At 59.6% G+C, this 24,946-nt stretch carries 24 protein-coding genes; 5 read left to right on the top strand and 19 right to left on the bottom strand.

The window, feature by feature from the left end:
* Positions 1–32 precede the first annotated feature (32 nt).
* Entirely contained in the window at positions 33–1,925 is a 1,893-nt protein-coding gene (locus AB8880_09100) for a protein-disulfide reductase DsbD family protein (protein ID XDZ65080.1), read from the bottom strand.
* A 207-nt stretch (positions 1,926–2,132) separates the two neighbouring features.
* Between AB8880_09100 and AB8880_09105 the strand changes: the two genes are divergently transcribed.
* Positions 2,133–2,618 carry a YqgE/AlgH family protein gene (locus AB8880_09105; protein ID XDZ65081.1) on the top strand — a complete coding sequence of 162 codons (486 nt, stop codon included), beginning with the start codon at positions 2,133–2,135 and terminating at the stop codon, positions 2,616–2,618.
* A 56-nt stretch (positions 2,619–2,674) separates the two neighbouring features.
* On the opposite strand, the gene AB8880_09110 is transcribed toward AB8880_09105, so the two are convergent.
* The 10 genes from AB8880_09110 to coxB are packed head-to-tail and all read right to left on the bottom strand — an operon-like array spanning position 2,675 to position 11,487.
* A complete protein-coding gene (locus AB8880_09110; protein XDZ65082.1) occupies positions 2,675–3,964 on the bottom strand; it encodes a M16 family metallopeptidase in 1,290 nt (429 codons plus the stop codon).
* 3 nt (positions 3,965–3,967) lie between these two features.
* Positions 3,968–5,374 (bottom strand): threonine synthase, encoded by a 1,407-nt coding sequence (gene thrC, locus AB8880_09115; GenBank protein XDZ65083.1) that lies wholly within the window; start codon positions 5,372–5,374, stop codon positions 3,968–3,970.
* Complete coding sequence (locus AB8880_09120) at positions 5,371–6,108, bottom strand: SURF1 family protein (GenBank protein ID XDZ65084.1); 738 nt, start codon at positions 6,106–6,108, stop codon at positions 5,371–5,373. Before AB8880_09120 ends, thrC begins: the two co-directional genes overlap by 4 nt.
* A 28-nt stretch (positions 6,109–6,136) precedes the next feature.
* Complete coding sequence (locus AB8880_09125; protein XDZ65085.1) at positions 6,137–6,496, bottom strand: DUF983 domain-containing protein; 360 nt, start codon at positions 6,494–6,496, stop codon at positions 6,137–6,139.
* A gap of 6 nt (positions 6,497–6,502) precedes the next feature.
* The gene (locus tag AB8880_09130; protein ID XDZ65086.1) at positions 6,503–7,288 is read right to left on the bottom strand and encodes a cytochrome c oxidase subunit 3; all 786 of its coding nucleotides are present in this window, start codon (positions 7,286–7,288) and stop codon (positions 6,503–6,505) included.
* A gap of 48 nt (positions 7,289–7,336) precedes the next feature.
* Positions 7,337–7,906 (bottom strand): cytochrome c oxidase assembly protein, encoded by a 570-nt coding sequence (locus AB8880_09135; protein XDZ65087.1) that lies wholly within the window; start codon positions 7,904–7,906, stop codon positions 7,337–7,339.
* Entirely contained in the window at positions 7,903–8,058 is a 156-nt protein-coding gene (locus tag AB8880_09140; GenBank protein XDZ65088.1) for a hypothetical protein, read from the bottom strand. The genes AB8880_09135 and AB8880_09140 overlap by 4 nt, the downstream gene beginning before the upstream one ends.
* Positions 8,058–8,972, bottom strand: a complete 915-nt coding sequence (cyoE, locus tag AB8880_09145) for a heme o synthase (protein ID XDZ65089.1) — start codon at positions 8,970–8,972, stop codon at positions 8,058–8,060. Before cyoE ends, AB8880_09140 begins: the two co-directional genes overlap by 1 nt.
* Positions 8,973–8,996: 24 nt before the next feature.
* Positions 8,997–10,592 carry a cytochrome c oxidase subunit I gene (ctaD, locus tag AB8880_09150; GenBank protein XDZ65090.1) on the bottom strand — a complete coding sequence of 532 codons (1,596 nt, stop codon included), beginning with the start codon at positions 10,590–10,592 and terminating at the stop codon, positions 8,997–8,999.
* A 28-nt stretch (positions 10,593–10,620) separates the two neighbouring features.
* Positions 10,621–11,487, bottom strand: a complete 867-nt coding sequence (gene coxB / locus AB8880_09155) for a cytochrome c oxidase subunit II (GenBank protein XDZ65091.1) — start codon at positions 11,485–11,487, stop codon at positions 10,621–10,623.
* Between the two features lie 260 nt (positions 11,488–11,747).
* Here coxB and tldD point away from each other — a divergent pair, with 260 nt between their 5' ends.
* The gene (gene tldD, locus AB8880_09160) at positions 11,748–13,190 is read left to right on the top strand and encodes a metalloprotease TldD (protein ID XDZ65092.1); all 1,443 of its coding nucleotides are present in this window, start codon (positions 11,748–11,750) and stop codon (positions 13,188–13,190) included.
* An 8-nt stretch (positions 13,191–13,198) separates the two neighbouring features.
* Here tldD and AB8880_09165 read toward each other — a convergent pair whose 3' ends face one another.
* From AB8880_09165 to AB8880_09180, 4 genes are all read right to left on the bottom strand, one after another.
* On the bottom strand, positions 13,199–13,720 hold the full coding sequence (locus tag AB8880_09165; protein ID XDZ65093.1) for a thermonuclease family protein: 522 nt from the start codon (positions 13,718–13,720) through the stop codon (positions 13,199–13,201).
* A gap of 119 nt (positions 13,721–13,839) precedes the next feature.
* A complete protein-coding gene (locus AB8880_09170) occupies positions 13,840–15,030 on the bottom strand; it encodes an MFS transporter (GenBank protein ID XDZ65094.1) in 1,191 nt (396 codons plus the stop codon).
* Positions 15,031–15,054: 24 nt separating this feature from the next.
* Complete coding sequence (locus tag AB8880_09175) at positions 15,055–16,416, bottom strand: glutamate--cysteine ligase (GenBank protein ID XDZ65095.1); 1,362 nt, start codon at positions 16,414–16,416, stop codon at positions 15,055–15,057.
* Positions 16,406–17,164 (bottom strand): 16S rRNA (uracil(1498)-N(3))-methyltransferase, encoded by a 759-nt coding sequence (locus AB8880_09180; GenBank protein ID XDZ65096.1) that lies wholly within the window; start codon positions 17,162–17,164, stop codon positions 16,406–16,408. The genes AB8880_09175 and AB8880_09180 overlap by 11 nt, the downstream gene beginning before the upstream one ends.
* 123 nt (positions 17,165–17,287) lie before the next feature.
* Here AB8880_09180 and ubiA point away from each other — a divergent pair, with 123 nt between their 5' ends.
* Positions 17,288–18,229, top strand: coding sequence for a 4-hydroxybenzoate octaprenyltransferase (ubiA, locus tag AB8880_09185; protein XDZ65097.1), 942 nt, complete (start codon positions 17,288–17,290; stop codon positions 18,227–18,229).
* Positions 18,230–18,263: 34 nt separating this feature from the next.
* Here the strand turns inward: ubiA and AB8880_09190 are convergent, their stop codons facing one another.
* Both AB8880_09190 and argC read right to left on the bottom strand, forming a co-directional pair.
* Positions 18,264–19,064: a hypothetical protein gene (locus tag AB8880_09190; GenBank protein ID XDZ65098.1), complete on the bottom strand. Its 801-nt coding sequence runs from the start codon at positions 19,062–19,064 to the stop codon at positions 18,264–18,266.
* Positions 19,065–19,066: 2 nt separating this feature from the next.
* The gene (argC, locus tag AB8880_09195) at positions 19,067–20,038 is read right to left on the bottom strand and encodes an N-acetyl-gamma-glutamyl-phosphate reductase (protein XDZ65099.1); all 972 of its coding nucleotides are present in this window, start codon (positions 20,036–20,038) and stop codon (positions 19,067–19,069) included.
* Positions 20,039–20,152: 114 nt separating this feature from the next.
* Between argC and AB8880_09200 the strand changes: the two genes are divergently transcribed.
* Positions 20,153–21,490, top strand: a complete 1,338-nt coding sequence (locus AB8880_09200; GenBank protein XDZ65100.1) for a TldD/PmbA family protein — start codon at positions 20,153–20,155, stop codon at positions 21,488–21,490.
* Between the two features lie 4 nt (positions 21,491–21,494).
* Positions 21,495–22,145 carry a sulfur transferase domain-containing protein gene (locus tag AB8880_09205; GenBank protein ID XDZ65101.1) on the top strand — a complete coding sequence of 217 codons (651 nt, stop codon included), beginning with the start codon at positions 21,495–21,497 and terminating at the stop codon, positions 22,143–22,145.
* Here the strand turns inward: AB8880_09205 and AB8880_09210 are convergent, their stop codons facing one another.
* Entirely contained in the window at positions 22,146–23,900 is a 1,755-nt protein-coding gene (locus tag AB8880_09210; GenBank protein ID XDZ65102.1) for an ABC transporter ATP-binding protein, read from the bottom strand.
* The gene (locus AB8880_09215; GenBank protein XDZ65103.1) at positions 23,897–24,910 is read right to left on the bottom strand and encodes a glycosyltransferase family 9 protein; all 1,014 of its coding nucleotides are present in this window, start codon (positions 24,908–24,910) and stop codon (positions 23,897–23,899) included. Before AB8880_09215 ends, AB8880_09210 begins: the two co-directional genes overlap by 4 nt.
* Positions 24,911–24,946: the final 36 nt, after the last annotated feature.

Raw genomic sequence — 24,946 nt, forward strand, 5'->3', positions numbered from 1 at the left:
TTAGGCCAGATTGATGCACTTGCAAGGGAGGATCAATTCCCACTCGCCCGGGTGATCGCATCAAGCACCATGGATGTGGTCAGGATCTCGCCAAGCGCAATGCCTTGAGGTGCGCCCGGGCCATAGACCATGTTGAACGGGATCCCATAACGTCCATGCGAAGCAAGATACCGGCTGATCTCCTCATCCGGCTGTGTCCAGTCCGCGCGCAGGAGAACGACGCCTTTTTCCTCGATCACCTTGATGACCGGGTCAGTGTTGAGCACAAAGGCCTTGTTGGTCTGGCAGGTAATGCACCAGTCGGCGGTGACGTCGACAAGGACAACCTGCCCGAGGGCGGCTTTTTCCATCGCCAGGCCCGGCGCCCATGCCTGCCATCGCCCATCCGGGGCATCCTTGCCCGAAACATGGGTTGCCAGCACGGTCACAAGCCAGATTGAGGTTACAAAAAGACCGGCGGCAAGCCCGCGTTTGAGCACGACAAGCCAGCGCCCGGGCCGGGGCAGGAAAGCCACCAGCGACGGCCAGACCGCCACCGCAATCCAGGGCAAGGCAAGCCCCGCCCCCATCATGATGAAAATGAGCATCAGCACATTGCCGGGGGAAGTCAGCGCAAAGGCGACCGCCGTGCCGACAAAAGGGGCTGAGCAAGGCGTCGCCAGCAAGGTGGCCAGCGCCCCGGAGAAGAAATCGCCAACTCGCCCTGAAGGCAGACCTCTTGCCCATGCCTGAACAAAACCCGGCACGGGAAGTATCGCCAGATCCAGCATGACGAGGCCGAAAAATCCGATGGCAAGCGCCGCCATGATCAGGAACAACGGCTCCTGGAACTGGATTCCCCAGCCGATTGCCACACCGGCGCTGCGCAAGGCATATAGCGCAAGACCAAGCAGGATGAAAGACGTCATCACCCCTGCGGCGGTGGCAAGGAAAGACCATCTGATGGCGGTTTCCTCGCTGCCGCCATGGCCGATCACCGCCGCCAGTTTGAGCGACAGCACCGGCAGGACACATGGCATCGCGTTAAGGATCACCCCGCCCAGAAAGGCAAGAAACATCATGGCCAGAAGCCCGCCTTCAAGCACCGAAGGCCTGCCCTCGGCAACACCGACCTCGGCACGGCTTTCCAGCATGAACCAGGGGGCGATGACGGTGACGGTGATCTCCTCGCCGACCAGCTCCCCCGCCGGCCTGCCCCTGATCTTGAGGCTGGAATATTCCGGGCCGGGCCGGGGCCGGGCAAAACTGAACCCGGAAGGTGCTTCGATCAGGATATCACCTTCCTCAAGCGGCAGAGGCTGGCCGCCACGTTCAAGTCGCACCTCAAGATGCTCACCCCGGATCGCAGCGGTCTTGAGGCTGATACCGGCCGTGGTCCCCGGACCTGGCACCCGGGCCCTGAACTCGGCCATCTTTCTCGCCTCGGCAGACAGAACCTCCTCCCCTGCCGGCAGCACCAGCGACAGGGTCTCGCGTACGGGGATGCAGACATCACTGCAGACCAGCCCTTCAAGCAGCGCACTTGCAGCAAATCCGGCGCCGGGGTTTTCAAGCTCGAGCGTCAGCGGCAGGATCACATGTTCGCTATAGCCAAAACTGTCAAAGCCGAGAATGCTGAATCGCTCCGGTGCCGGAAAATCAATCTGGTGATGACGGATGGCCGGAGAGGCGGAGAAATCAAGCACCGGCGGCAGACCGGCATCCCCCGGACTGCGCCAATAGACTTTCCATCCCGGCTCAAGCCTGAATTCAAGACCCGCATCAAGATAGGCTTTCTTTCCGGCCGCATCGGTGGCGGTCACAAGCCGGGCCTGCATGACCTCATCCCCCTGCCAGGGGCCGGCAGCAGCCCAGGCCCCGCCCGCCCAGAAAATCCCGGCAAGGAGGCTCGAGATCAGCAGCATGATGGTGCGTATCATCGACATGGCAGCACTATACCTTTCCCTCACATAAATTCCAGCACCCCGTTGCGGCAATTTTAGGGCAACGATAATTTATCTGGTCAAGATCACGAATTGAGTTTAGGCTTCTAGACACAGCCAGAAAGGGGGTGTTTTGCCTTGGCAAATTACCTGACCGGCCAATTGCTTATTGCAATGCCGCAAATGGATGACCAACGGTTTAGAAATACCGTGATACTTATCTGCAGCCATGACAGCGATGCCGCCATGGGCGTGATCGTCAACCAGCCTGTGGAAAATCTCTCTCTTGAAGGACTGGCCGAACAGATCGGCATAGGCACCCCGCTCTTTGCCGGCAATGCACCTGTCTATAACGGCGGCCCGGTGGAACAATCCCGCGGCATGGTCATCCATTCATCGGAACATATGCTTCCGGACAGTATTTCCATCACCCATTCCATGGCCATGACATCGAATATCAAGATCATCACCGAGATTGCAAACGGCTATGGACCGGGGGAGTATATCGTCACCCTCGGCCATGCCAGCTGGTCGGCAGGGCAGCTGGAACGTGAAATCCACAGCAATGTCTGGCTGACCATGCCATTCCAGAAAGATCTCGTATTCAGCCAGTCGATTGATACAGTCTGGGCAAGCTGCTTCTCTCGCCTCGGGATTTCAGCGGCGCATATCTCCTCAACCGCAGGCCACGCCTGAGGCAGGCCACGCCTGAAGCAGGTCACGCCTGAAACAGGTCACGCCTGAAGCAGGTGTCAGCGGCCAAAGGCACCATCAAGAATTGCCGGATCTTCAAGTTCAGCAACGCCATCCGGCCCGATTGCCGCCAGCGATGGCGGCTGCTGGATCAGCATTCCGGCAATACGGCGGATATCCGCAGATGAAATCCGCTGGATCTGCTCAAGCAGGGATGATGTTGGCCGCACCTCACCATAAAGCCGCAGATGCCGCGGCAGGGTTTCGCCCACCACGGCGACGCTTTCCTGCCGCATCCGCAGATTGGCGGAGATCTGGGCAATGGCGCGTCTGGTTTCGTCTTCGGTTGCAGCGCAGGCAACGTCCATCAGCTGATTGCCGGCAAGGCGGATCATCCGCGCGGCATCTTCCCGGGACGTGCCGGCATAGATCCCGAAATACCCGCTGTCGCTGAATCCCTGAGGGAAGGAAAAGACGCTGTAGCAAAGCCCCTGCTTTTCGCGTGCTTCCTGAAAGAGACGTGATGACATACCGCCGCCATAGAGCACCGAAAGCGCCGACAGGATAGGCGCATCTTCATGGGCGGCGGGCAATCCGGCAAAGCCGATCACCAGATGCGTCTGCTCAAGATCCCTTGTGATGGTCCGGCAGCGGCTGGCGGCATGTCCCGGCCAGGAAGGCTTCATGCGGCGGTCGGCCATTGCCCCTTCACCAAGGCCGGTGAAATGCCTTTCAACCGCACGAACGAGGGCGCCGTGATCAAGCGCCCCCGCCGCCGAGATGATGATATTCGGCGCGTGGTAGTGCTTGTCTCTGAACCCATGAATATCCGCCTGCCCGAAACCGCCGACGCTTGATACCGTGCCCAGAATGGGCCGGCCAAGCGTATGCAGGGGAAAGCTGACCTCTCGTGAAAGATCGAAGACGATATCGTCCGGTGTATCATTGGCCTGGCCGATTTCCTGAATGATCACGCCTTTCTCCCGGGCAATCTCGTCTTCAGGGAAGGTGGAACGGATCAGGATATCCGCCAGCAGTTCCGTTCCGAAATCGAGATCCTCGGGCAGAATGCGCAGGTAATAGGCGGTTTCCTCTGAACTTGTATGGGCGTTGATATATCCGCCGATATCTTCCACCTCACGGGCGATATCCGCCGCGCTCCGGGTGGATGTCCCCTTGAAAGCCATATGTTCAAGCATATGGGCCATGCCATGTTCTTCGGGGGCTTCATCTCTTGCCCCGGCATTGATCCAGGTGCCGATGGAAACACTTTCCACCCCCGCCATCCGGGCCGAGACAACCGTAAGGCCACCAGGCAGAACCGTCTGCTCGACAACGGGGTCAGCCATGGCTCAGAGCCGCCTTTCCGCTTCCAGCAACGCGGCAATCGCGGCAGGCTCGCTTCTGACATGGTGCATCCGCTCGTCGCGATCCATCAGATCGGCAAGATGCGGCGGCAAGGCGGGGCTGAGGCCAATCGCCTTTTCAACCACGGCCGGGAATTTGGCGGGGTGCGCGCAGGCCAGCGCGACAATCGGGGTATCCGCCGGGATCGTATCATCAGCCCGGGCCGCGCGGGCCGCGGCAACGCCGATGGCCGAATGCGGGTCCAGCACCATGCCGGTTGCCTTATAGCTTCGTTCGATTTCCTGCAGCGTTCCTGCATCATCGAGGCGGAAGGGATGGAACAGTTTGCGGGCCCTGGCCAGAACATCCTGGCTCACGTCAAACTCGCCTCTTTCGCTGAACCGCTGCATCTGGGCGCTGACGGCTTCACCATCACGCTCAAGCAGCTCAAACAGCAGACGTTCGAAATTGCTTGAGATCTGGATATCCATCGACGGGCTGAAGGACGGTTCCACCTCGCGGCGTTCCATCCGGCCTGACGTAAAGAAACGGGCCAGAATATCATTGCGGTTGGAGGCACAGATGAGCGTTTTGATGGGCAGACCCATCTCTTGCGCGACATATCCGGCAAAGATATTGCCGAAATTACCCGTCGGCACCGCAAAGGCAATTTCACGTTCAGGCGCACCAAGGGCGAGCGCACTCGTCACATAATAGACAATCTGCGGCATCAGCCGTGCCCAGTTGATCGAATTGATCGCCGAAAGACCCATCCTGTCCCTGAATTCAAGATCACGGAACAGCGCCTTGACGGCATCCTGACAGGCATCGAAATCACCTTCAACGGCAATCGCATGGGCACCATCGGCAATGACCGAGGTCATCTGGCGTTGCTGGATTGGCGACACACGTCCATCCGGGAAAAGAATGAAGATATCGACAAAATCCCTGCCCTGAAAGGCTTCGAGGGCCGCCGAGCCGGTATCGCCGCTGGTCGCCCCGAGAATAACCGCCCGCTTTCCCCTCGCTTTCAGCGCCCGGTCAAACGCCCGGGAAAGAAACTGCATGGCGTAATCCTTGAACGCGATGGTCGGGCCGTGAAACAGCTCACAGACATGGATATTGCCGTCGATCTCAACCAGCGGGGCGACCTCGGGATGGGCAAACCCGGCATAGGTATCGGTGGTGAGCGCCATCATCTCTTCAAGCGAGATTTCGCCATCCGTGAATTCAGCCATGATGCGGGCGGCAACCTCGGCATAGGGCTTGCCCTTGAGCGCCCGAAAGGTGGCGTCATCCAGCCGTGGCCAGGTCCGGGGCAGATAAAGCCCGCCATCCCGGGCCAGCCCGGACAGCAGCGCATCTTCAAAACCGATCGGGCTGTCCTTGCCCCGGGTGCTGATATACTTCATGCCGCATCCCCTCTCTGTCCCCTGCCGAAACTTAGCCGGCCGGCCTGGTGATGCCAGGACGCATACACCCCGACCAGGCCGAGCGCAAGTCCATACCAGGTCATGGCATAATGCCAGTGATCGTTGGGGATGTCGATTTCAACCGCGGCACCAATGGGCAGTACATATGGCCCTTCAGGCCGCAGGACATCGGCGGTATAGGTGGTGATCAGGGTCTCGCCAAGCTGATGATGGGCGGCGATATCCTCGATCGAGAGCGTGAACCAGTCATCTGTTGATGGCGCGTTATCCGGCACGAACCGGCCTTTCCTGACCGGCAGGCGGAGAACAGCCTCCATCGTCACCTCCCCTTGGGTGAGGGTGGATGGCCGCGCCGAGGGCTTGCGGTAATCTTCGGCAACCCATCCCCTGTTCACCAGAAGAAGGCGACCATCCGCAAGCTGCATCGGCGTGATCACATGATATCCCGCCGTGCCTTCAAATGTACGGCCGATGAGCTGGGTTTCGGCATCATGCATCCATGTGCCGCTGAGGGCGATACGCTGGAACTGATAGGATGAGGCCTCTTGGGCCGCAGGTGGCGTGATCGCCTCGGCCATGGCACGGGAAGTGAACTCCTCGATCAGCGCGTCTTTCCATTGCATGCGCATCACCTGCCATGTCCCAAGCCATAAGAGGATCAACAGAGCCGGGACGGCCGCAACCGTCATCCATAATGCAGGGCGAAACGTCATCTTTTCATCCTATATTGCGTTATCCTGATCAGATTTCAGGTGTCTGGAAACGATACTGCAGCGCCACCATGAAGGCCTTCGCCGGCCTGAGTGATAGCAAGGTCGCGGCCAGCATGACAAGCCCCCAAAGAACCGCATGAACCCAGAGCGGGGGCGACAGGAGGGATTCAAGCACAAAGGCAAGCGGAACGATCAGCGCGCCATAGACGAAAATCAGCAGGGTTGCCGGCCCGTCCCCCGCATTGTAGCGGCCGATATCAAGACCGCAGGTATCGCATTCCGCCACCAGCGCAATCCGGCCCTGAAAAAGCTTGCCCTGACCGCAGCCAGGGCAAGTGTTATTGAGCGCCCGGCGAAGCGGGCCGTGGTCTGATCGGGATTGCCCCATGCTTTCCTAGCGTCCCCAGATATAGACAGCGACGAAAAGGAACAGCCAGACAACGTCAACAAAATGCCAGTACCAGGCCGCCGCTTCAAAGCCGAAATGCTGCTGCGGGGTGAAATGACCTTTTGACCCACGCCACAGGCAGACCGCAAGGAACAGCGTTCCGATGATCACATGAAAGCCGTGAAAGCCCGTTGCCATGAAGAAGACCGACGGATAAATCCCATCGGTAAACCCGAAAGGTGCGTGGCTGTATTCGATCGCTTGCAGAAGGGTGAACAGCGCCCCGAGGCCGATGGTAATCGCCAGCCCAAGCATGAAATCTCGACGATTGCCATGGACCAGCGCGTGATGCGCCCAGGTCACGGTACATCCTGAAAGCAGGAGAACAAGGGTGTTGATCAGCGGCAGATCAAAAGGATCAAAGGTGATAATTCCTTCCGGCGGCCAGATACCACCTGCCGGAAACAGCGCCCGATCAAAGAAGGCCCAGAAAAACGCCACAAAGAACATGACTTCTGAACTGATGAAAAGCATCATCCCGTAGCGCATGCCGATCTGGACAACCGGGGTGTGATGCCCCTGATATTCCGCCTCGCGAATGACGTCACGCCACCAGAAGAACATGGTAACCATCACCAGGGCAAGGCCCACAATCATGGATGCGTTGCCATATTGATGATCATGCATGAACAGAACCGCACCGACGGTCAGCACAAAGGCACTAAGCGCGCCCAGGGCCGGCCATGGGCTGGGCTCCACAAGATGAAACGGATGTTTTTGTTCCCCACTCATAGTCTTCTCCCTGATCTCCCATCCGGTAAGCCGATGGTATCGGCTGTCTTATTCCCTGTCTGTTTTAACGGGGAAAAATGTGTAGGACAACGTGATTTCCGGCGTTGCCCTTGTGTTAATATCGTCGTCAATCTCCGGATCAAGATAGAACAGCACCGGCATTTCCACGGTCTGCCCGGGCTCCAGTGTCTGCTCGACAAAACAGAAACAGTCAATCTTCATGAAATACGGGCCGATCTTGTTCGGCGTCACGTTGAATGTCGACGTGCCGGTGGTTGGCCGGTCCGAAAGATTGGTTGCGGTATAGATGATGCGGATTTCTTCACCGGGGCTGATCCGGACCGGTTCTGCCGGTGGCGAGAACCGCCAGTCCAGCCCGGGCACGACATGCCCGTTGAAACGAACTTCCCTGATGCTTGCCCCGGCGCTGGCCCCGGGGGCGGCGTCGCTCACCTGGGTGGTGCCGCCAAAACCTGTCACCTGGCAAAAGAGCTTGTAGAGCGGCACCGATGCGTAAGCAAGCCCGACCATCCCCGCCACCACCATCGCGGCGATGATCCCGATCCGCCGGTTCTTCTGGTGGAGCGATACGTCATAGCTAGTTGGCGCAACCGTCATGACGCACCCCCGAGCCGGATGATGGTGATCAGATAGAAGATCACGCACAAGAGGACAATCCCGCCAAAGACCGCCAGATTCCGGCGTCGACGCAGGGCGATGAACTGTTCCGGCGTCGGCTGGTCTGATGTGTTTTTCATATCATCTGCCATCAGCCAATCCCCAGCGATTTGGCCACCGGCCCGGCAAGTGCATCGAGGCCGAGCGCCAGAAAGATCAGGAAAAGATAAATAATGGAAAACCGGAAAAGCCGCATGGCGCTGGCATCATGGTCATCTTGCCACAACCGCACGGCATGGAAAACAAACATGAGCCCGAGCACCCCGGCCACCATCCCATAGACCATGCCTGCCATGCCGATAAAAGCAGGCATCACGGCCAGAGGCGCCAGGATAAGGCTATAGGCAAGGATCTGGTTACGGGTCGCCTTGCGCCCCGCCACCACCGGCAGCATCGGGATACCTGCCTTGGTGTAATCCTCATTCTTGACCAGCGCCAGCGCCCAGAAATGCGGCGGGGTCCAGATGAAGATGATGGCAAAGAGAAGCAACGGTTCAAGCGTCAGCCCGCCGCCTGCCGCAAGCCAGCCGATGGCCGGAGGAAATGCCCCGGCCGCCCCGCCGATGACGATATTCTGCGGCGTCGATCTCTTGAGCCAGATGGTATAGATCACGCCATAAAAGAAAATCGTGAAGGCCAGCAGCAGCGCCGCCATCATGCCGCCTGCAAACCACAGCACCAGAACAGACAGAACAGATATCACAATCCCGAGGCTGAGCGCCTCTTCGGCGAGCACCTTGCCAGCGGGAATTGGCCGCCGGGATGTCCGCATCATCACCGCATCGATATCGCGGTCATACCACTGGTTGATGGCACCTGAAGCACCGGCACCGGCGGCAATCGCAATAAGCGCAATCATCGCCAGCAGCGGGTGCGGTGCGGATGGAACAAGGGCCATGCCGATGAAACTGGTGAAGATCACCAGACTCATGACTCGTGGCTTCATCAGGGCGATGAAATCGCCCGGCGCCGCCATTGGCGGTGATGTCACCAGAGTCTGAGCCATCAGCCTTTGTTCCTTCCTTCTGCCCTAAAGCTTGACTTTGGGCAGCTCGTCAAACGTGTGATGCGGCGGCGGTGATGCGACCGTCCATTCCAGCGTATTGGCGCCTTCACCCCAGGGGTTCATCGCGGCACGGCGGCGGGCAATGAACGCTTCAAGGATCACCACCAGGAACAGCACCGCACCAAGAGCCCCGATATAAGAGCCGATGGAAGCGACCATGTTCCAGCCGGCAAAGGCATCGGGGTAGTCGACATACCGGCGCGGCATGCCGGCAAGGCCGAGGAAATGCATCGGGAAGAAGGTCAGGTTGACCCCGATAAAGGTGATCCAGAAATGCAGGTAGGCAAGGCCGCGGTTGTATTCATACCCGGTCATCTTGGAGAACCAGTAATAGAACCCGGCAAACAGCCCGAAGACCGCCCCAAGCGACAGCACGTAATGGAAATGCGCAATCACATAATAGGTGTTATGCAGCACCTGATCGAGCCCGGCATTCGAAAGAACAACACCGGTCACTCCCCCTACCGTGAAGAGGAAGATGAACCCGATGGCCCAGAGCATCGGCACTTCGAACTTGATGGAACCGCCCCACATGGTGGCGATCCAGGAAAAGATCTTCACCCCGGTCGGAACAGCAATGACCATGGTAGCGGCGGTGAAATACGCCCGCGTATCCACGTCCATCCCCACCGTATACATGTGGTGGGCCCAGACGATGAAGCCGACGAAACCGATCGCCACCATCGCATAGACCATGCCGAGATACCCGAAGATCGGCTTGCGGCTGAAGGTGGAGATGATATGGCTGACAATCCCGAAGGCCGGCAGGATCATGATATACACTTCCGGATGGCCGAAGAACCAGAACAGATGCAGGAAGAGGATCGGGTCCCCGCCTTCCGCGGCCACGAAGAAGGCCGTATCAAAATTCCGGTCGGTCAGCAGCATGGTGATCGCCCCGGCCAGCACCGGCACCGCCAGCAGCAGCAGGAAAGCCGTGATCAGCATGGCCCAGGCAAAGAGCGGCATCTTGTGCAGCGTCATGCCAGGCGTCCGCATGTTGAAGATCGTGGTGATGAAATTCGCCGCCCCGAGGATGGAGGAGACACCGGCAAGGTGAAGCGAGAAAATCGCCAGATCCATCGACATGCCCGGCGTGCCTTCCTTGCCGGAAAGCGGCGGGTAGACCGTCCAGCCAACACCGGCGCCGCCATCAGATACCGCTGAAAGAAGAAGCAGCAGAAACGCCGGCGGCAGCAGCCAGAAGCTGATATTGTTCATCCGCGGGAACGCCATGTCCGGCGCACCGATCATGATCGGCACAAACCAGTTGCCAAATCCGCCGATCAGGCCCGGCATCACCACGAAGAAGACCATGATGAGTCCATGGGCGGTGGTGAAGACGTTCCAGACATGACCACTTTCCATATACTGGATGCCGGGCTCCATCAGTTCCATCCGCATGAAGACCGACATCCCGCCGCCGATAAACGCCGCCAGAATGGCAAAGACAAGGTACATCGTGCCAATGTCCTTGTGGTTGGTCGAATAGAGCCACCTTTTGACAAACCCGCTTGGGGCGCCGTGGTGATCGTGATGATCTGTTGCTTGTGCTGACATCTTATCGCTCCTCACGTATTGACCTGGCTTACTGTGCTTGTGCCAGCTTGATGGGTTGCGCGCTGTCTGCGCTGGCGAATTTGTCGCGCGCAGTTTTCAGCCATTCTTGATAGTTTTCCTTTGACACCGCCTTGATGACAATCGGCATGAAGGAATGGTTGATCCCGCAGATCTGGTTGCACTGACCATAATAGGTCTGCTCACCTTCCGGCACGTCGATCCATGCCTCATTGGTGCGCCCGGCAACCGTGTAGACCTGCACGGCCAGCGACGGAACGAAGAAGGAATGCATCACGTCGTTTGCCTGGATCAGCAGTTTGATGCGAGTCCCCGCTGGCACCACCAGCGGATTGTCAACATCGAGAAGACGCTTCTGGCCAGGTTGCAGATCTTCCTGGGCAATCATGTAACTGTCAAAGACAATCTCTTCTTCCGGATATTCGTAGTTCCAGTACCACTGGGCACCGGTGACCTTGATCACCATGTCGGTTTCGTCGGTCCGGTCCATGTAATAGAGCAGTTTGAACGATGGTACGGCAATCACCACCAGAATGACCACCGGGATCACCGTCCACAGCACCTCGATGATGGTGTTATGCGTCGTCCGGGAAGGGTTCGGGTTGCGGGAGGCGCGGAACCGGATGCAGGTATAGATCAGAAGCGCCAGCACAAAGAGTGAGATCGCTGTTATGATCACCAGGAGAAGGTTGTGCAGGTCGGCTGCCTTCTGGGCAACGGTTCCGGCGGCAGGCTGCAGCCCCATCTGCCATGGAGCAGGCTCAGCGGCGGAAGCGGCGTTCACCCCGGCCAGCAGCGGCAGGACGAATCCCAAGACAGAAATTCCCAGGGTGGCAAACAGACTTTTGGCTTTTTCGGCCAGTCGGGACGGATTCATGAATTACTCCCCCTTAAAGAGTCGACGTGGCTATACCCTTGCGGCACAGCAATCTTGACGCAGAATCACTGCCATATCCTTATAACATAAAGATCTCGTACCTGAACCAGACCTCTTGGCAGAATCTTGCGGCAGGTGGTCGCAGGAACGGCGGGGCCGGTTTTGAATATTGCGCCGCGATCTTGAAGTCCACCGCCTCTTGTGCCATGTCTTGTATCATAAGGCAAATCGCCAACCCCGCCATCTTTCGGAGCAAGCACATGTCGGATCCACTGGATATCACCCGCGATCTTTTCTTCGTCCGGGCAGGCCTTGATGAGGATACGGTCCTGTCCACGATCCGCGATGCCCTCGCCGGAAGCGATGATGGTGAGCTCTTTCTCGAAGAACGCCACAGCGAGATGATGGTGTTTGATGACGGCCGGATGAAATCCGCGAGCTACGATAATTCCAGCGGCTTCGGGCTGCGCGCCATTGCAGGCGAAGCCCATGGCTACGCCCATTCCGGCGAAATGACCCTTGATGCCATCCGCCGTGCCGGAAACACCGTCCGCGCGGTCACGTCAGGGCATGATGGCCATCTTGCCCTGCCTCCCGCTGCCGGCAACAACCGGGCGCTCTACACCTCCGCCAACCCGCTTGAGGCAACGGCCTTTGCCGATAAAGTCACCCTGATGCAGGAAATCGACGCCTATGCCCGCGCCGCCGATCCGGCTGTCTCCCAGGTCAGCGTATCGCTGGCCGCGTCCTGGCAGGCGATCCGTATCATGCGGCCTGACGGGTATCAGGTTGCCGATATCCGGCCACTGGTACGGCTGAATGTTTCGGTGGTGATGCAAAAGGACGGACGCATGGAATCCGGCTCCAGCGGCGCAGGCGGCCGGGTCATGCTCGACAAATGGCTTGACCCGCAGATCTGGAAAGCTGAGGTCAACGAAGCGATCCGGGTCGCGCGCGTCAACCTTGAATCGATCCCCGCCCCGGCCGGGGAGCTTGAAGTCGTGCTTGGGCCGGGCTGGCCCGGGGTCATGCTTCATGAGGCGGTGGGCCACGGGCTTGAGGGAGATTTCAACCGCAAGGGCACATCGCTCTTTTCCGGCAAGGTAGGTGAGCGGGTTGCCGCAAAAGGCGTGACCGTGGTGGATGACGGCACCATGGATGACCGCCGCGGTTCCATCACGATTGACGACGAAGGCACGCCGTCGCGGCGCAATGTCCTGATCGAAGACGGTATTCTCAAAGGCTATATGCAGGACCGCCAGAACGCCCGCCTGATGGGCGTTGACCCTACCGGAAACGGCCGCCGCGAGTCCTATGCCCATACCCCGATGCCGCGCATGACCAATACTTTCATGCTCAATGGCTCGCACAGCAATGAAGAAATTCTCGCCAGCGTCAGGAAAGGGATCTATGCCGTCAACTTTGGTGGCGGACAGGTGGATATCACCAGCGGCAAATTCGTCTTTTCGGCCTCCGAAGCCTATATGGTTGAACATGGCCGGATAGGCGCGCCGGTCAAAGGCGCAACGCTGATCGGCAACGGCCCCGATGCCATGGGCAAGATCACCATGATCGGCGATGATCTGGCGCTCGATAACGGGATCGGCACCTGCGGCAAGGCCGGTCAGGGCGTGCCGGTTGGTGTCGGCCAGCCCACGCTCAAGATGGGGGGCATCACCATCGGCGGCACCGAAGCTGCCTGAACGGAACCCTAGCCGCCGCTTTCGTTCTTCTGCCGCCGGGACTGGCGCCAGTCTTTCGGCCGGTCGAATTTTCCCGCCCAGAGCCCGAGTTTCCCGGTTTGCGCCTGATCTTCCTCGGTGAGATAATCTCTGGTGTATTCCGCCACCGCCAGACCTGATCGCACCAGCGCCCGCTGCACATCGAGGCCGGCATCTTCGCTGCCGGCATAGCACCGGCCCAGCAGACGCTTGTATCGATCCTGTCCTGTAATCCGGCACGAAACCGGGGACGGCGCTGCGGCGAGCATGCCGACCAGCATGTCCCGCGCCCGCGCCCCGCAATGCCAGGGGTTGCCTTCTGCATCCTGACATTGCTGTTGCAGTTCCGGCGCATCAATCCCCAGAAGCCTGATCTTTTTTCCATCAAGGGTGATCGTATCGCCATCCACTATCCGGATCTTCTCGCTGATCAGAACAAAGTTTTCCGATGCTATCGCTGCATTCGCTGAAACAAGCAGCAGGATGCTCGCAATCAGGCCAAATCTCAACATATCATACCTTCCTGTACCGGTTCTGAGGTATCCCGCATGATATATTATAAAAATTTAATTAAATAGTTCTGCGGATATGGCGGCTGATATCCCCATTATTCCGGATCCATCGGGGAAAATCACCCGCCCGAATGGGCCGGTTTTCCGCGCAGCATGATCCAAAGGTTGGACAGGACAAGACCCGAACAGATAAGGCTACCTGCCCCAAAGGTCAGGCCGCCGCCGCCGATCTCATAAAGCGGGCCGGCGAGGATCAACCCGCTGACCTGGCCGAGCGAGCCGAATCCCTGGACAAGGCCGATACTGCCGCCGATCTTGCCCTGACGGGCACGTTTGCTGGAGGCCGAAGCAAGGGTCGGGTTGGTCAGCGCAAAACCGACACAGACAAAGGTTGTTGCCAGAAGGATTCCGGCGATGGAAGAGCCTGCCACGAGAAAGCCCAGCGGTATCATCACCATGGTCATCAACTGGCCCGCCCCGAGGAAGACCGATCCCGCAAGTGCCGCCCCCATATCCCCGATCCGGCTGGTGATCGGGCCGATCAGTCCTCCCTGAATAATGACGATCAGCACCCCGATCCAGGTAAAGACCCAGCCCGTATTCATGCTGGTAAAGCCCAGCACATCCTTCATGACCAGCACAAAGGACACCTCCACCTGGGCAAAGGCGAGGTTGAGCAGAAAGACCGCCACCGCAAAACCGCCAAGCCCGCTTGCGATGAAATCACGCCATCTTTCGGCAAAGGGAAGGCGCATTTTCGGATCAGGCCTGATGCTTTCCTCAACAAAGAACTGACACAGCATCATCCCGAGGAAAGCCAGCGCCGCCGCGACCAGAAAAGGTGCTGTATGCACGGCACCGCCAACCCCCGAAAGCAGCCCGCCAAGGGCGGGTCCGGCGACAAATCCAAGCCCCACCGATGCCCCCATCAGCCCCATCCAGCGGGCGCGTTGATCGGCCTCTGTGTTGTCGGTGATAATAGCATGGACCACGCTGATATTCCCCGAAGCGAGGCCGGAGATGATCCGGGCGACAAACATCAGGGCAAGATTTGTTGTCAGCGCAAAGATCATATACCCGATCGTGGTGATGAGGATGGAGGTGATCAGCACTTTCTTGCGGCCTATTCTGTCCGACAGGCTGCCAAGGATAGGGGAGCCCACGAACATGGCCAGCGCAAAGGATGCCATCAGCATGGCCATGCTGAACTCGCTGCCCCCTGCCTCATCAATCACCGCATAGGGCAGAACAGGGATAAGCGCACCGACGCCAACAAAATTCACAAAGACAACAAGCAGCAGGCCCTTCATTCGGCACCTATATAAAACAACATGTTAAAACTGAAATTCCGGATAAATGCGGGTCATCTCTTCCCCCCATTTGCCATGGAAGAGCTCAAGCATGGCCTCAGCCCGGGTGGTTCCGCTTTGGGCAATGGCGTGGATCGGATCAAGGAAGCCGGTTTCATCATTTCCGGCGCTGTCCGTGATACGGCGGCGATGCAGGCCCTGGCGGGCGATATCCACCATCGATCGTGCCATCTCCCCGACATCCCTTTTGCCGAGCCGGCCTTTCAGCCCATGCCGGGCCACCGACATCCGGGCGGCGGCAACATCCACGGCCTCAAGGCCTCCGGCCAGTTCTTCCGCCGCGTCCAGCGCATCCGCATCATAGAGAAGCCCGGTCCATAATGCCGGCAGGGCACAGATCATGTTCCAGGGCCCGCCATCAGCACCGCGCATTTCCAGATACTGCTTGAGGCGGACTTCCGGAAAGGCCGTGGTCACGTGATCTTCCCAATCCGCCATGGTGGGGAACTCGCCTTCATGGCCAGGCAGCCGCCCGGACATGAAATCCCGGAAAGAATGGCCCGCCACATCGACATAACTGTCGCCGCGATGGAGAAAATACATCGGCACATCAAGTAGATAATCCACCCATTGTTCATAGCCGAACCCGGCATCAAAAACACAAGCCGGAATCCCGCAGCGGGCAGGATCGGTATCGGTCCAGGCTTCGGCCCGTGTCGAGAGCAGCCCCGTCGGCCTGCCCTCACGAAAGGGGGAATTGGCAAAAAGCGCCGTGGCCAGAGGCTGAAGCGCAAGAGAGACACGGAATTTCCGTGCCATGTCACGTTCAGACGCGTAATCGAGATTGACCTGAATGGTCGTCGTCCGCTGCATCATATCAAGGCCAAGGCTGCCCACTTTCGGCATATGGCGGCGCATGATGGCGTAGCGGCCCTTTGGCATCCACGGGATATCCTCACGTCGCCAGACCGGGTCAAACCCCACCCCCAGCATGCCAAGCCCAAGCGTGTTTGTTGCCTTGCGCATATCCTTGAGATGCCGGTTGGTCTCCTGGCAGGTCTGATGCAGGTTTTCAAGCGGCGCCCCGGAGAGCTCGAACTGCCCCCCCGGCTCAAGCGTGATCGACCCGCCATGGCTGTCCTTGAGGCCGATGATGACATCACCTTCAAGGATCGGCGTCCAGTGATGGCTTTCGGCAAGGCCGCTCAACAGCGCGCCGATGCCCTTTTCCCCTTCATAGGAAGGACGCCGGAAAGTGTCTTGGGCAAAAAGCAGCTTTTCATGCTCGGTGCCGATCCGCCATTGATCTGCCGGTGTTTCGCCGGATTCAAACCAGGCGACCAGATCTTCCTTGCCGGTGATTTGCGGTGATGGATCATGCGCCATGTTGATTCCCTTTCCATTCGCCAGCCACCGCCTGCCAGATGGCCAACGCCGCCACCATCGCGGTATCCGCGCGCAACACATTCTGCCCGAGCGACACGGCAACAGCACCAGGCATGGCAGAAAGACGTGCTCGCTCAACCGGCGAGAACCCGCCTTCCGGGCCAATGACGATCGCCGCCGCCCCCTTGAGCCCGGCCACCTTCTCGGCCATGGCATGCCCGGGTATACCGGCTGAGCTTTCGTCACAGAAAATGATATGACGCATCCCGGGCCATTCATCAAGCAATCTCTCAAGCGGAATCGGCTCGCGCACATCCACCAGCGTTGTCCGGCCGGTCTGCTCGACCGCTTCGATCGTGTTGGCCCGCATTCGGCTGGTGTTGACGCGGGTCATCTGGGTATGGGCAGTGATCACCGGCTGCAGGATCCCGACCCCGAGTTCAGCCGCCTTTTCGGCCAGATAATCGATACGCGCCTTCTTGATCGGGGCAAATATGAGCATCAGATCAGGCGCCTTGTCCTGCGCGCGGGTCTGCTCCCGCGGCGTCAGCACGGCCTGCTTGCGTCCCGCCTCGGTGATCTCGGCCAGCCATTCGCCATCGCGGCCGTTGAAAAGGCGCACCTTATCCCCCGCCCCGAGCCGGAGAACCTGCAACAGATAATGCGCCTGATCATGCGATACGATCAGGTCGGCATCAGATTTCAGATCATCGGGGACAAAAAGACGATGTCGTGCACGGGTATTCATTCTTTCTCCATACTCCCCGGGGGTAACCTTCGCAAGGCAAAAACCCGATGCCATGCCCCTGCATAAATCCCGCGAGGATCAGGAGGCTTGCAAGCTTGCGGTCAACACGGTATCGCTTGGGGCATGGCAGACACATCCAACACCGACCTTGATGATATCGGCCTTGATGGTATCTGGGCTGCCCTGCCGGTGCGCTGGCATCCTTTTGTCACCCTGGCCCGGCTTGACCGTCCCATCGGCTGGTGGCTTTTGCTGCTGCCGGGATGGCAGGCCATCCTTATCGCCGGCACGCTCCAGCAGAAAGAATTTCTTCACCTTCTCTTCCTGATGCTGCTCTTCCTCATCGGGGCCGTGGTGATGCGGGGGGCGGGATGCGTCATCAATGACTGGTGGGATCGTGATCTTGATAAATCCGTTGAACGCACGCGCAACCGGCCTCTTGCTTCGGGGCAGGTATCGATGCGCGGGGCGCTGATCTTTCTTGCCGGTCTCGCCTCCATCGGCGCGGGCGTCCTTTTCCTCCTGCCCCGTGAAGCGATCATCACCGGCCTGTTCTCGCTCCCGTTGATTGTTGTCTACCCATTGGCCAAGCGGGTGATGGGGCTGCCGCAACTGGCCCTGAGCCTGACGTTCAGCTGGGGCGCGCTGCTTGGCTGGGCGGCGGTGGGTACATGGCCGGGCTGGGAAGCCGGGCTTCTTTACATCGCCTCGGCCTTCTGGGTTTTCGGCTATGATACCATCTACGCGGTGCAGGACATGGCCGATGACACAAAACTGGGGATAGGTTCCTCTGCCCTGACGCTCGGCGGGATGGTCCGGCCCGTGGTGGCCTTCGTCTACGGAGCAATGATCCTCTTGCTGCTGACGCTCGGCGCCCTGATCGACGCCGGCTGGGGATGGATGGCCGGCGTCGCGATCGCAGCGATCCATTGCCGCTGGCAGATCTCAAGGCTCGACCCTGAAAACCCCGGCCTCGCGGGGCGGATTTTCAGATCAAATCGTGATACGGGCCTGATACTGACCGGGGCGGCGCTGGCTTTCTATATCGAACGAACCCTGCTCTAGGCATCATCTTAAATGATCCATGGATCAATTCCCATCAGAGATAGGTCTGGGCATTTTCAGCCGTCGCCGGCACCTGCTGCCATGGCCCTTCGGGCATTGAAATCGAACTTTCGGCAAGCGTCCTTGCCACTTCTTCCCGGGCCGGGCGTTCCTCTCGCATGCGCATGATCCAGGCATCCAGATCATCCCCGCCTGAGTTGCGTTTCATGACCTCTGCCAGCATCGCCGCCTCGTTCATGTCTTCAAACCTGCGGCCGGTTGCGGGGATATCGGCATGGGCGACGGGGCCATGCTTTCCGTCAATCAGCCCTGCCCGTGACTGATAGCCGTAAACAGGGGCAGCAAAGACCGGATCATCACCATCCGCCCGCGGGCCGTGATCGACCTGCCCGGGATCAAGGCAGATGAAATCATAGGCAATGCCGAGCGCTTCGGTATCATGCATATGGCGGAGCTGCACCGGGTCAAGCCAGGCGACATTGAGCCGAACCCGCGTGCCGGGAGACGGGCAGGCGGTGGCCGGCACCGCCCCGTAATAGGAGATCGCCGCGGCAAAGACGATATCGCAATCCTTGAGAATGCAGGCCGTGACCGGAATGAGGGCATCGGTACCGAATTTACGGCGCAACTGAAGCGGCGCCCGGTTCGACCCCACCGAAAGGACGGGAATCCGGCCGTTGAGATGATCGGCGGTGATCCCTTCTGCCGCAAGTCGGGGCAGCCCTTCCCGCATGAAGAAATCCCCCTCCGGCGCCGGATACGGGTACAGTTTGGCCTGGGACAACGGGGCAATCGTACCATCAATATGGTCTGGAAACCACTGGTCTGGCAGCAAGATCAGGCCTCCGGCGCTGTCATCAGCCCGGCCGTCTCGTCAAGGCCGAGGCAGAGGTTGAGATTCTGCACCGCCGCGCCGGATGCGCCTTTGCCGAGATTATCAAGCCGGGCAGCGCAAAGATACTGGCCGGGCTCACCGGACGTGCCTTCATGGCCGAAAATGAATATCTCAAGCCGGTTTGTTCCCCGGAGCGCGTCGGCGGCAAGATATCCCTTGTCCGTCAGGCCCAGAGAAGAGAAAGGCGCATGGACATCGATGAAGGTCTCGCCCTCATAGTGCGCGGCATAAATCGCGTGAAGATCCGCCGCGCTGGTGCCGCCTTTCAGCTGATCGGCGGCGAGCGGAAGTTCAACCAGCATGCCGCAGGGGAAATTCCCGACCATCGGCATGAACAGAGGTTTGCGCAAAAGCCCGGCGTGATGCATCACTTCGGGGATATGTTTATGGGCAAGATCAAGCGCATAGCCGAAATGTTTCGGCCCGGCATCTTTCTCCATATACTCGATCAGGGCCTTGCCACCGCCGGTATAGCCGCTGACAGCCGGGATCGACAGCACCTGATCCGGATCAAGCACACCTGCATCGATGAGCGGCCGCAGAAGCGCGATCATCGCCGTCGCATAGCAGCCGACATTGGCAATCCGCCTCGCGGAGCTGATACGTTCACGCTGGCCGGGGGCAAGTTCAGGGAAGCCATAGACCCAGCCTTCGGCCACGCGATGCGCCGTTGATGCATCGATGATGGTGCAGTCAAGTCCTTCGGCCAGATCAACCGCCTCGATGGCGGCGTCATCGGGCAGGCAGAGAATGACGGCATCAGCCGCCGCCATCGCCTCCCGGCGGGCAGATCTGTCCTTGCGCCTTGCATCGTCAAGACGGATGAGACGGATCTCGTCCCGGGCCTGAAGTCTGGCATGGACCTGCAATCCCGTCGTCCCCGCCTCGCCATCGATGAAAACCTGATAAGTCATTCTAGGAGTTTTACTCCCGCCCCCGGGCAGCGGGCAAACGGTTTTTTTGCCCCGGACGCATCTTTTCCCGTGGTTGAGGTTGTACTTTGCCGCTCAAAACGCTATGTGAAAATCATGTCTGATACATTACCAAAATTAATGGATATGCTGCTCGACCGGGCGCAGAAGGCTGGCGCTGATGCGGCTGATGCGGTGGTTGCGGGCGGCTTTGGTCATTCGGTTTCGGTCCGGCTTGGCGAAGTGGAATCGATAGAACGGTCCGAAGATCATGATATCGGCCTCAGGGTTTTTGTCGGCCGCCGCAATGCGAGCATCTCGACCAGTCGTCTCGACGAAGACAGCATTGCCGGTCTCGCGCAACGTGCGGTTGCCATGGCCCGATGCGCCCCCGAAGATCCCTATGCCGGTCTTGCCGATAAAGATCAGCTGGCCACCCGGATACCTGATCTCGATATCTGCGATCCAGATGAGCCGGATGCCGAAACCCTCAAGGCCGCCGCCCTCGAAGCCGAGGATACGGCAAGGGCCGTGCCCGGTATTTCCAATTCCGAAGGCGGCAGCGCGTCCCATGGCATGGTTGATGTCATGATAGCAACCTCGACCGGTTTCTCCGGGCGATACCAGCGCAGCACAAACGGCATTTCCGCCATGGTTCTGGCTGAAAAAAACGGCGTGATGGAACGTGATTACGATTACACCGCCGCGGTCTGGCGGGAGGATCTCGAATCTCCGGCCACCATTGGCCGCCGTGCCGCCGAACGCACCCTCAGCCGCATTGGCGCAACCAGGCCGCCAACCGGCAGTTATCCGGTGATCTATGATGCCCGGGTGTCACGCTCAATCGCAGGCCATGTGGCATCCGCGATCAATGGCAGCGCCATCGCCCGCGGCACCAGTTTCCTCAAAGACAGGATGCAAGGGGTGATTGCCGCAAGCGGTGTCACGCTGGTGGATGATCCGCTCCGCCCCCGCGGCATGGGGTCATCCCCTTTTGATGGCGAAGGTCTGGCGCGGCGACGGCGGGTGATGGTGGAAGGAGGCGTCCTCAAAGGCTGGTTTCTCGATCTTGCCGCGGCACGTCAGCTCGGGCTTGAGCCGACAGGAAATGCCGGACGCGGGGTGGGCAGCCCCCCCGCACCCGGCCCGTCCAACTGGATCATGGAGCCAGGTGAGATCAGCCGGGATGAGCTTATCGCCGGGGTTAAAGAAGGGTTTCTCGTCACCGAGATGATCGGGTCTTCCGTCAGCCTCATTACCGGGGATTACAGCCGTGGTGCTGCCGGTTTCTGGATCAGGGACGGCAAGATCAGCCATCCGGTCACCGAAGCGACCATCGCCGGCAATCTCAAGGATATGCTCATGCATATCACCCTTGCCGATGATCTGGACCTGACCAAATCCACCGCCGCGCCGAGCCTCCGTATCGATGGCATGACCGTGGCAGGAGCCTGACCCAATGACGGCCCAGCATCCACGCCGCGGTCTTAGGGACTGGCTGGATCTGATGCTGAAAGATCACGGGTTTCTGCGTCTGTGGTGGCATAACCTTGATGAATTCCGCCCCGGCATATGGCGCAGCAATCAGCCCACCCCCGGCCGGGTAAAGGTGGCGGCGGCGCAAGGAATAAAGACCATCATCAACCTCAGGGGGCCCCGCAGCGATGGTGGCTGGCGGCTGGAAAAAGAGGCCTGTGATGCCGCTGGTATCACGCTCGTAGATTTCACCATCCGGTCCCGCGCCGTGCCTGATCGTGAAACTGTGCTGGCCGCGCGTGAGCTGTTTCAGTCCGTGGAATACCCGATCCTGATGCATTGCAAATCCGGGGCTGATCGTGCCGGGATCATGTCCGCCCTCTATCTCTTGCTGATGGAAGACGCTGACCCCGCGACGGCGGCGGAGATGCTGTCCTTAAGATATCTGCATGTCCGGCAGGCCAAGACAGGGCTTCTCGATGCGTTTGTTGCGGCCTATGCACCTGCCGCTGCCAGCGGCACCTCTTTTCTTGACTGGGCAAGACATGACCTTGATCCTGAGGCCATTGCAGCAAATTTCCATTCCTCGACATGGGCCGAACGTCTTGTTGATCAGCTGCTCAGGCGGGAGTAGCTATTCCGTGAAATGCTGGAGCGCGCAGAGCCGGGCGTAAAGACCATCCTGACGGATGAGTTCGGCATGGGTTCCGGTTTCCACGATCCGTCCCTTTTCCATGACCAGAATCCGGTCGGCTTTCTGGACGGTGGCAAGACGATGCGCCACCACCAGGGTTGTCCGGCCCCGGGCCAGCCCCTCCAGCGCCTCCTGAATCTGGCTTTCTGCCTCGGCATCAAGGGCACTTGTCGCCTCATCCAGCAGCAGCACCGGCGCATCCTTCAGGATGGCCCGGGCAATGGCAATGCGTTGCCGCTGGCCGCCGGAAAGGCGTCCGCCGCCCTCACCCACCACCGTATCATACCCCTGGGGCTGGTTGCGGATGAAGGTATCGGCCGCCGCCGCCCTCGCGGCATCTTCCACGGCCGCATCATCGGCATCCAGCCGACCAAGGCGGATATTGTTGCGGATCGTGTCATTGAACAGGACCTGATCCTGCCCGACCAGCGCGATGGCAGCCCTCACGTCCTCAAGCCGTGTTGCCGAAACAGGCTGGCCATCAATGGTGATCTCACCGGCTGAACAATCATAAAACCGGGGCAGGAGATTGATGACGGTTGTCTTGCCGGCACCGCTTGGCCCGACCAGCGCCACCACCTCACCGGGGCGGGCGGTGAAACTCACCTCGTCAACGGCAACGGTATCGCCGTAGCGGAAGGAAACCCTGTCAAAGACAACGTCCCCCTTCGGGGCGGGCAGCGGCAGGGCTTGCGCCGGGCTGGCAATCGCCGGGGTGATATCGAGCAGTGCGAAAATACGGCTGGCCGCGGCCACGGCTTCCTGCACCACGGCGTTCAGCGTCCCCAGCCCGCGGATCGGCTGGACCAGCATCAGGAGGGCCGTGATGAACCCGGCCACATCACCGACCTGCATGTCGCCATTGGCCACGCGCCAGCCGGCAAGGGCGATCACCCCCGCAACGGCAACGCCGCCCAGGACTTCAAGAATAGGATCAATCCGCGCCCGTCCGAGCGCCAGCTGAAACAGTTTCTCAAAGAGATCGTCAAAGGCAATCGATACCCGCCGTTTTTCGTGATCTTCCAGCGAATAGGCCCGCACCATCCTGCTTCCCTGGAGGGTTTCGTTCATCAGCGCGGTGACATCCGCCATATGTTCCTGCAGCGCCCCTGTCTGCCTGCGCTGGCGACGCCCGATGGAAAGGATCGGCTGCATGGCTAGCGGATAGACAAGAAGCACCACCACCGTCAGCAGCCAGTCAAACCAGATCATCATGCCGATCATGGCCACGATCATCAGCGTATCGCGCACAAGATTGTTGGCCAGACGCGTCAGGGCTTCGCGGATGACCAGAATATCGTTCATCACGCGGCTGACATATTCCCCGACAGGCGCCGCCTGTATCAGGGCCAGGTCAGCGCCGATCAGATGCGCGGCCATCTTTTTCTGGATCGATGTGGTGATCCGGAGCGCAAGTCTCGTCACCTGCCGGACCTGAAAATACATCGCCAGCCCTTTGATGAGGGTAATCGCGATGATCAGGGGAGGGATCTGCCAGATCAGGTCGGGATCGGCAGCGCCGAGCCCGTCAAACACATGGCGGATCAGCGCCGGATAGGCCGAAGCCGTCGCCGACACCACCGCCATAAGGATGAGCGCCACCACAAGCGCCTTTAAGTGGGGACGTACCCAGTCACGCCACAAGCGCGAGAGAACGGGGCCCGTGGCGGCGGCTTGATGCGATGCAATCGTCATGCGTCTGTTTTACGCCGTTTTTTGGATTTCGACAATCGAGCAGACATGTGAGGTGCAGATGCCTCAAGCACATGCGCGATTTCGGGCATGACCTCATCGGGCAGAATGTCATTGATACTGCCGGGGATATCAAGCCTCGCTCTATCCGCCGGAAGAACCGTCCGGATCAGCGGCGAGTCCAGCACCGAAAGCGTACTGGCAAAGATCCGCACCGCGGGCGTCCCCGCGGCGGCAGCGATATTGATCAGGCTGGTATCATTGCCGACATAGAGCCTCGCGGCAGCATGGAGCGCAATCACCGTGTCAATCTTCTGGTCAAAAACCATCATGGGTGAAGGGGTTGCGGAAGATAACGCGGCGCAAATTTCATCGCCGATACCGGCTTCGGCCGGACTGCCGCAGAGCGCAAAACTGTAGCCGGGATATCGCCGGGCAAGCTTGTCCAGAAGGGCGGCGAAATGAAGCGGCGACCAGCGGCGGGGGGCATCCGCCGCGCCAACGCCGAAAATGATCAGCGGCCCCGCCCCTTCAAGAATCCGGGAAGCCCGGGCGATGGCGGCATCGACAGGGACGATCCGGGGATGCGTATCTGTCAGCACCATGCCTTGTTCAGCAAAAAATGCCGACGCCGACGCCCGGGGATGTGCGCCCCGAAACGAGTCGTCAAGGCCCTCACCCTTATTGAGAAACCAGCGCTGCTTGCCCAGACCATACCCGGACCGTTCGGGGATTCCGGCAAGCCAGGCCGCGGCGCCATAACGCCAGCTGCGGTGCAGAATCCAGACGGCATCGGCCCGGGTTGACCGCAAGGCCAGCACCAGCCGGAAAAACCCGATCACGCCATCATGCCGGCCTTTGCGGCCACGTTCGGACCGGAGCAGCGGAAAAATCTCAAGCCCCGCATGTTCCGCCAGCACCATTCCAGCCTGCGATGACGGTTTGGCCATCAGCATCACTTTCCCGGGAAGGCGGGTGATGGCGGCATCAAGCCAGGGCTTGTGCCAGACCATGTCACCAATCCCCACCATGGGCTGAAGGATAAGAAG

Source organism: Alphaproteobacteria bacterium LSUCC0684, assembly GCA_041228335.1.
In the GTDB taxonomy this organism is placed as follows: Bacteria; Pseudomonadota; Alphaproteobacteria; order Puniceispirillales; family UBA1172.

Coding starts and splice junctions, on each gene's coding strand:
- AB8880_09100 (XDZ65080.1), bottom strand. CDS start 1,925: ATGTCGATGATACGCACCATCATGCTGCTGATCTCGAGCCTCCTTGCC.
- AB8880_09110 (XDZ65082.1), bottom strand. CDS start 3,964: ATGGCTGACCCCGTTGTCGAGCAGACGGTTCTGCCTGGTGGCCTTACG.
- thrC (XDZ65083.1), bottom strand. CDS start 5,374: ATGAAGTATATCAGCACCCGGGGCAAGGACAGCCCGATCGGTTTTGAA.
- AB8880_09120 (XDZ65084.1), bottom strand. CDS start 6,108: ATGACGTTTCGCCCTGCATTATGGATGACGGTTGCGGCCGTCCCGGCT.
- AB8880_09125 (XDZ65085.1), bottom strand. CDS start 6,496: ATGGGGCAATCCCGATCAGACCACGGCCCGCTTCGCCGGGCGCTCAAT.
- AB8880_09130 (XDZ65086.1), bottom strand. CDS start 7,288: ATGAGTGGGGAACAAAAACATCCGTTTCATCTTGTGGAGCCCAGCCCA.
- AB8880_09135 (XDZ65087.1), bottom strand. CDS start 7,906: ATGACGGTTGCGCCAACTAGCTATGACGTATCGCTCCACCAGAAGAAC.
- AB8880_09140 (XDZ65088.1), bottom strand. CDS start 8,058: ATGGCAGATGATATGAAAAACACATCAGACCAGCCGACGCCGGAACAG.
- cyoE (XDZ65089.1), bottom strand. CDS start 8,972: ATGGCTCAGACTCTGGTGACATCACCGCCAATGGCGGCGCCGGGCGAT.
- ctaD (XDZ65090.1), bottom strand. CDS start 10,592: ATGTCAGCACAAGCAACAGATCATCACGATCACCACGGCGCCCCAAGC.
- coxB (XDZ65091.1), bottom strand. CDS start 11,487: ATGAATCCGTCCCGACTGGCCGAAAAAGCCAAAAGTCTGTTTGCCACC.
- tldD (XDZ65092.1), top strand. CDS start 11,748: ATGTCGGATCCACTGGATATCACCCGCGATCTTTTCTTCGTCCGGGCA.
- AB8880_09165 (XDZ65093.1), bottom strand. CDS start 13,720: ATGTTGAGATTTGGCCTGATTGCGAGCATCCTGCTGCTTGTTTCAGCG.
- AB8880_09170 (XDZ65094.1), bottom strand. CDS start 15,030: ATGAAGGGCCTGCTGCTTGTTGTCTTTGTGAATTTTGTTGGCGTCGGT.
- AB8880_09175 (XDZ65095.1), bottom strand. CDS start 16,416: ATGGCGCATGATCCATCACCGCAAATCACCGGCAAGGAAGATCTGGTC.
- AB8880_09180 (XDZ65096.1), bottom strand. CDS start 17,164: ATGAATACCCGTGCACGACATCGTCTTTTTGTCCCCGATGATCTGAAA.
- ubiA (XDZ65097.1), top strand. CDS start 17,288: ATGGCAGACACATCCAACACCGACCTTGATGATATCGGCCTTGATGGT.
- argC (XDZ65099.1), bottom strand. CDS start 20,038: ATGACTTATCAGGTTTTCATCGATGGCGAGGCGGGGACGACGGGATTG.
- AB8880_09200 (XDZ65100.1), top strand. CDS start 20,153: ATGTCTGATACATTACCAAAATTAATGGATATGCTGCTCGACCGGGCG.
- AB8880_09205 (XDZ65101.1), top strand. CDS start 21,495: ATGACGGCCCAGCATCCACGCCGCGGTCTTAGGGACTGGCTGGATCTG.
- AB8880_09210 (XDZ65102.1), bottom strand. CDS start 23,900: ATGACGATTGCATCGCATCAAGCCGCCGCCACGGGCCCCGTTCTCTCG.
- AB8880_09215 (XDZ65103.1), bottom strand. CDS start 24,910: ATGGTCTGGCACAAGCCCTGGCTTGATGCCGCCATCACCCGCCTTCCC.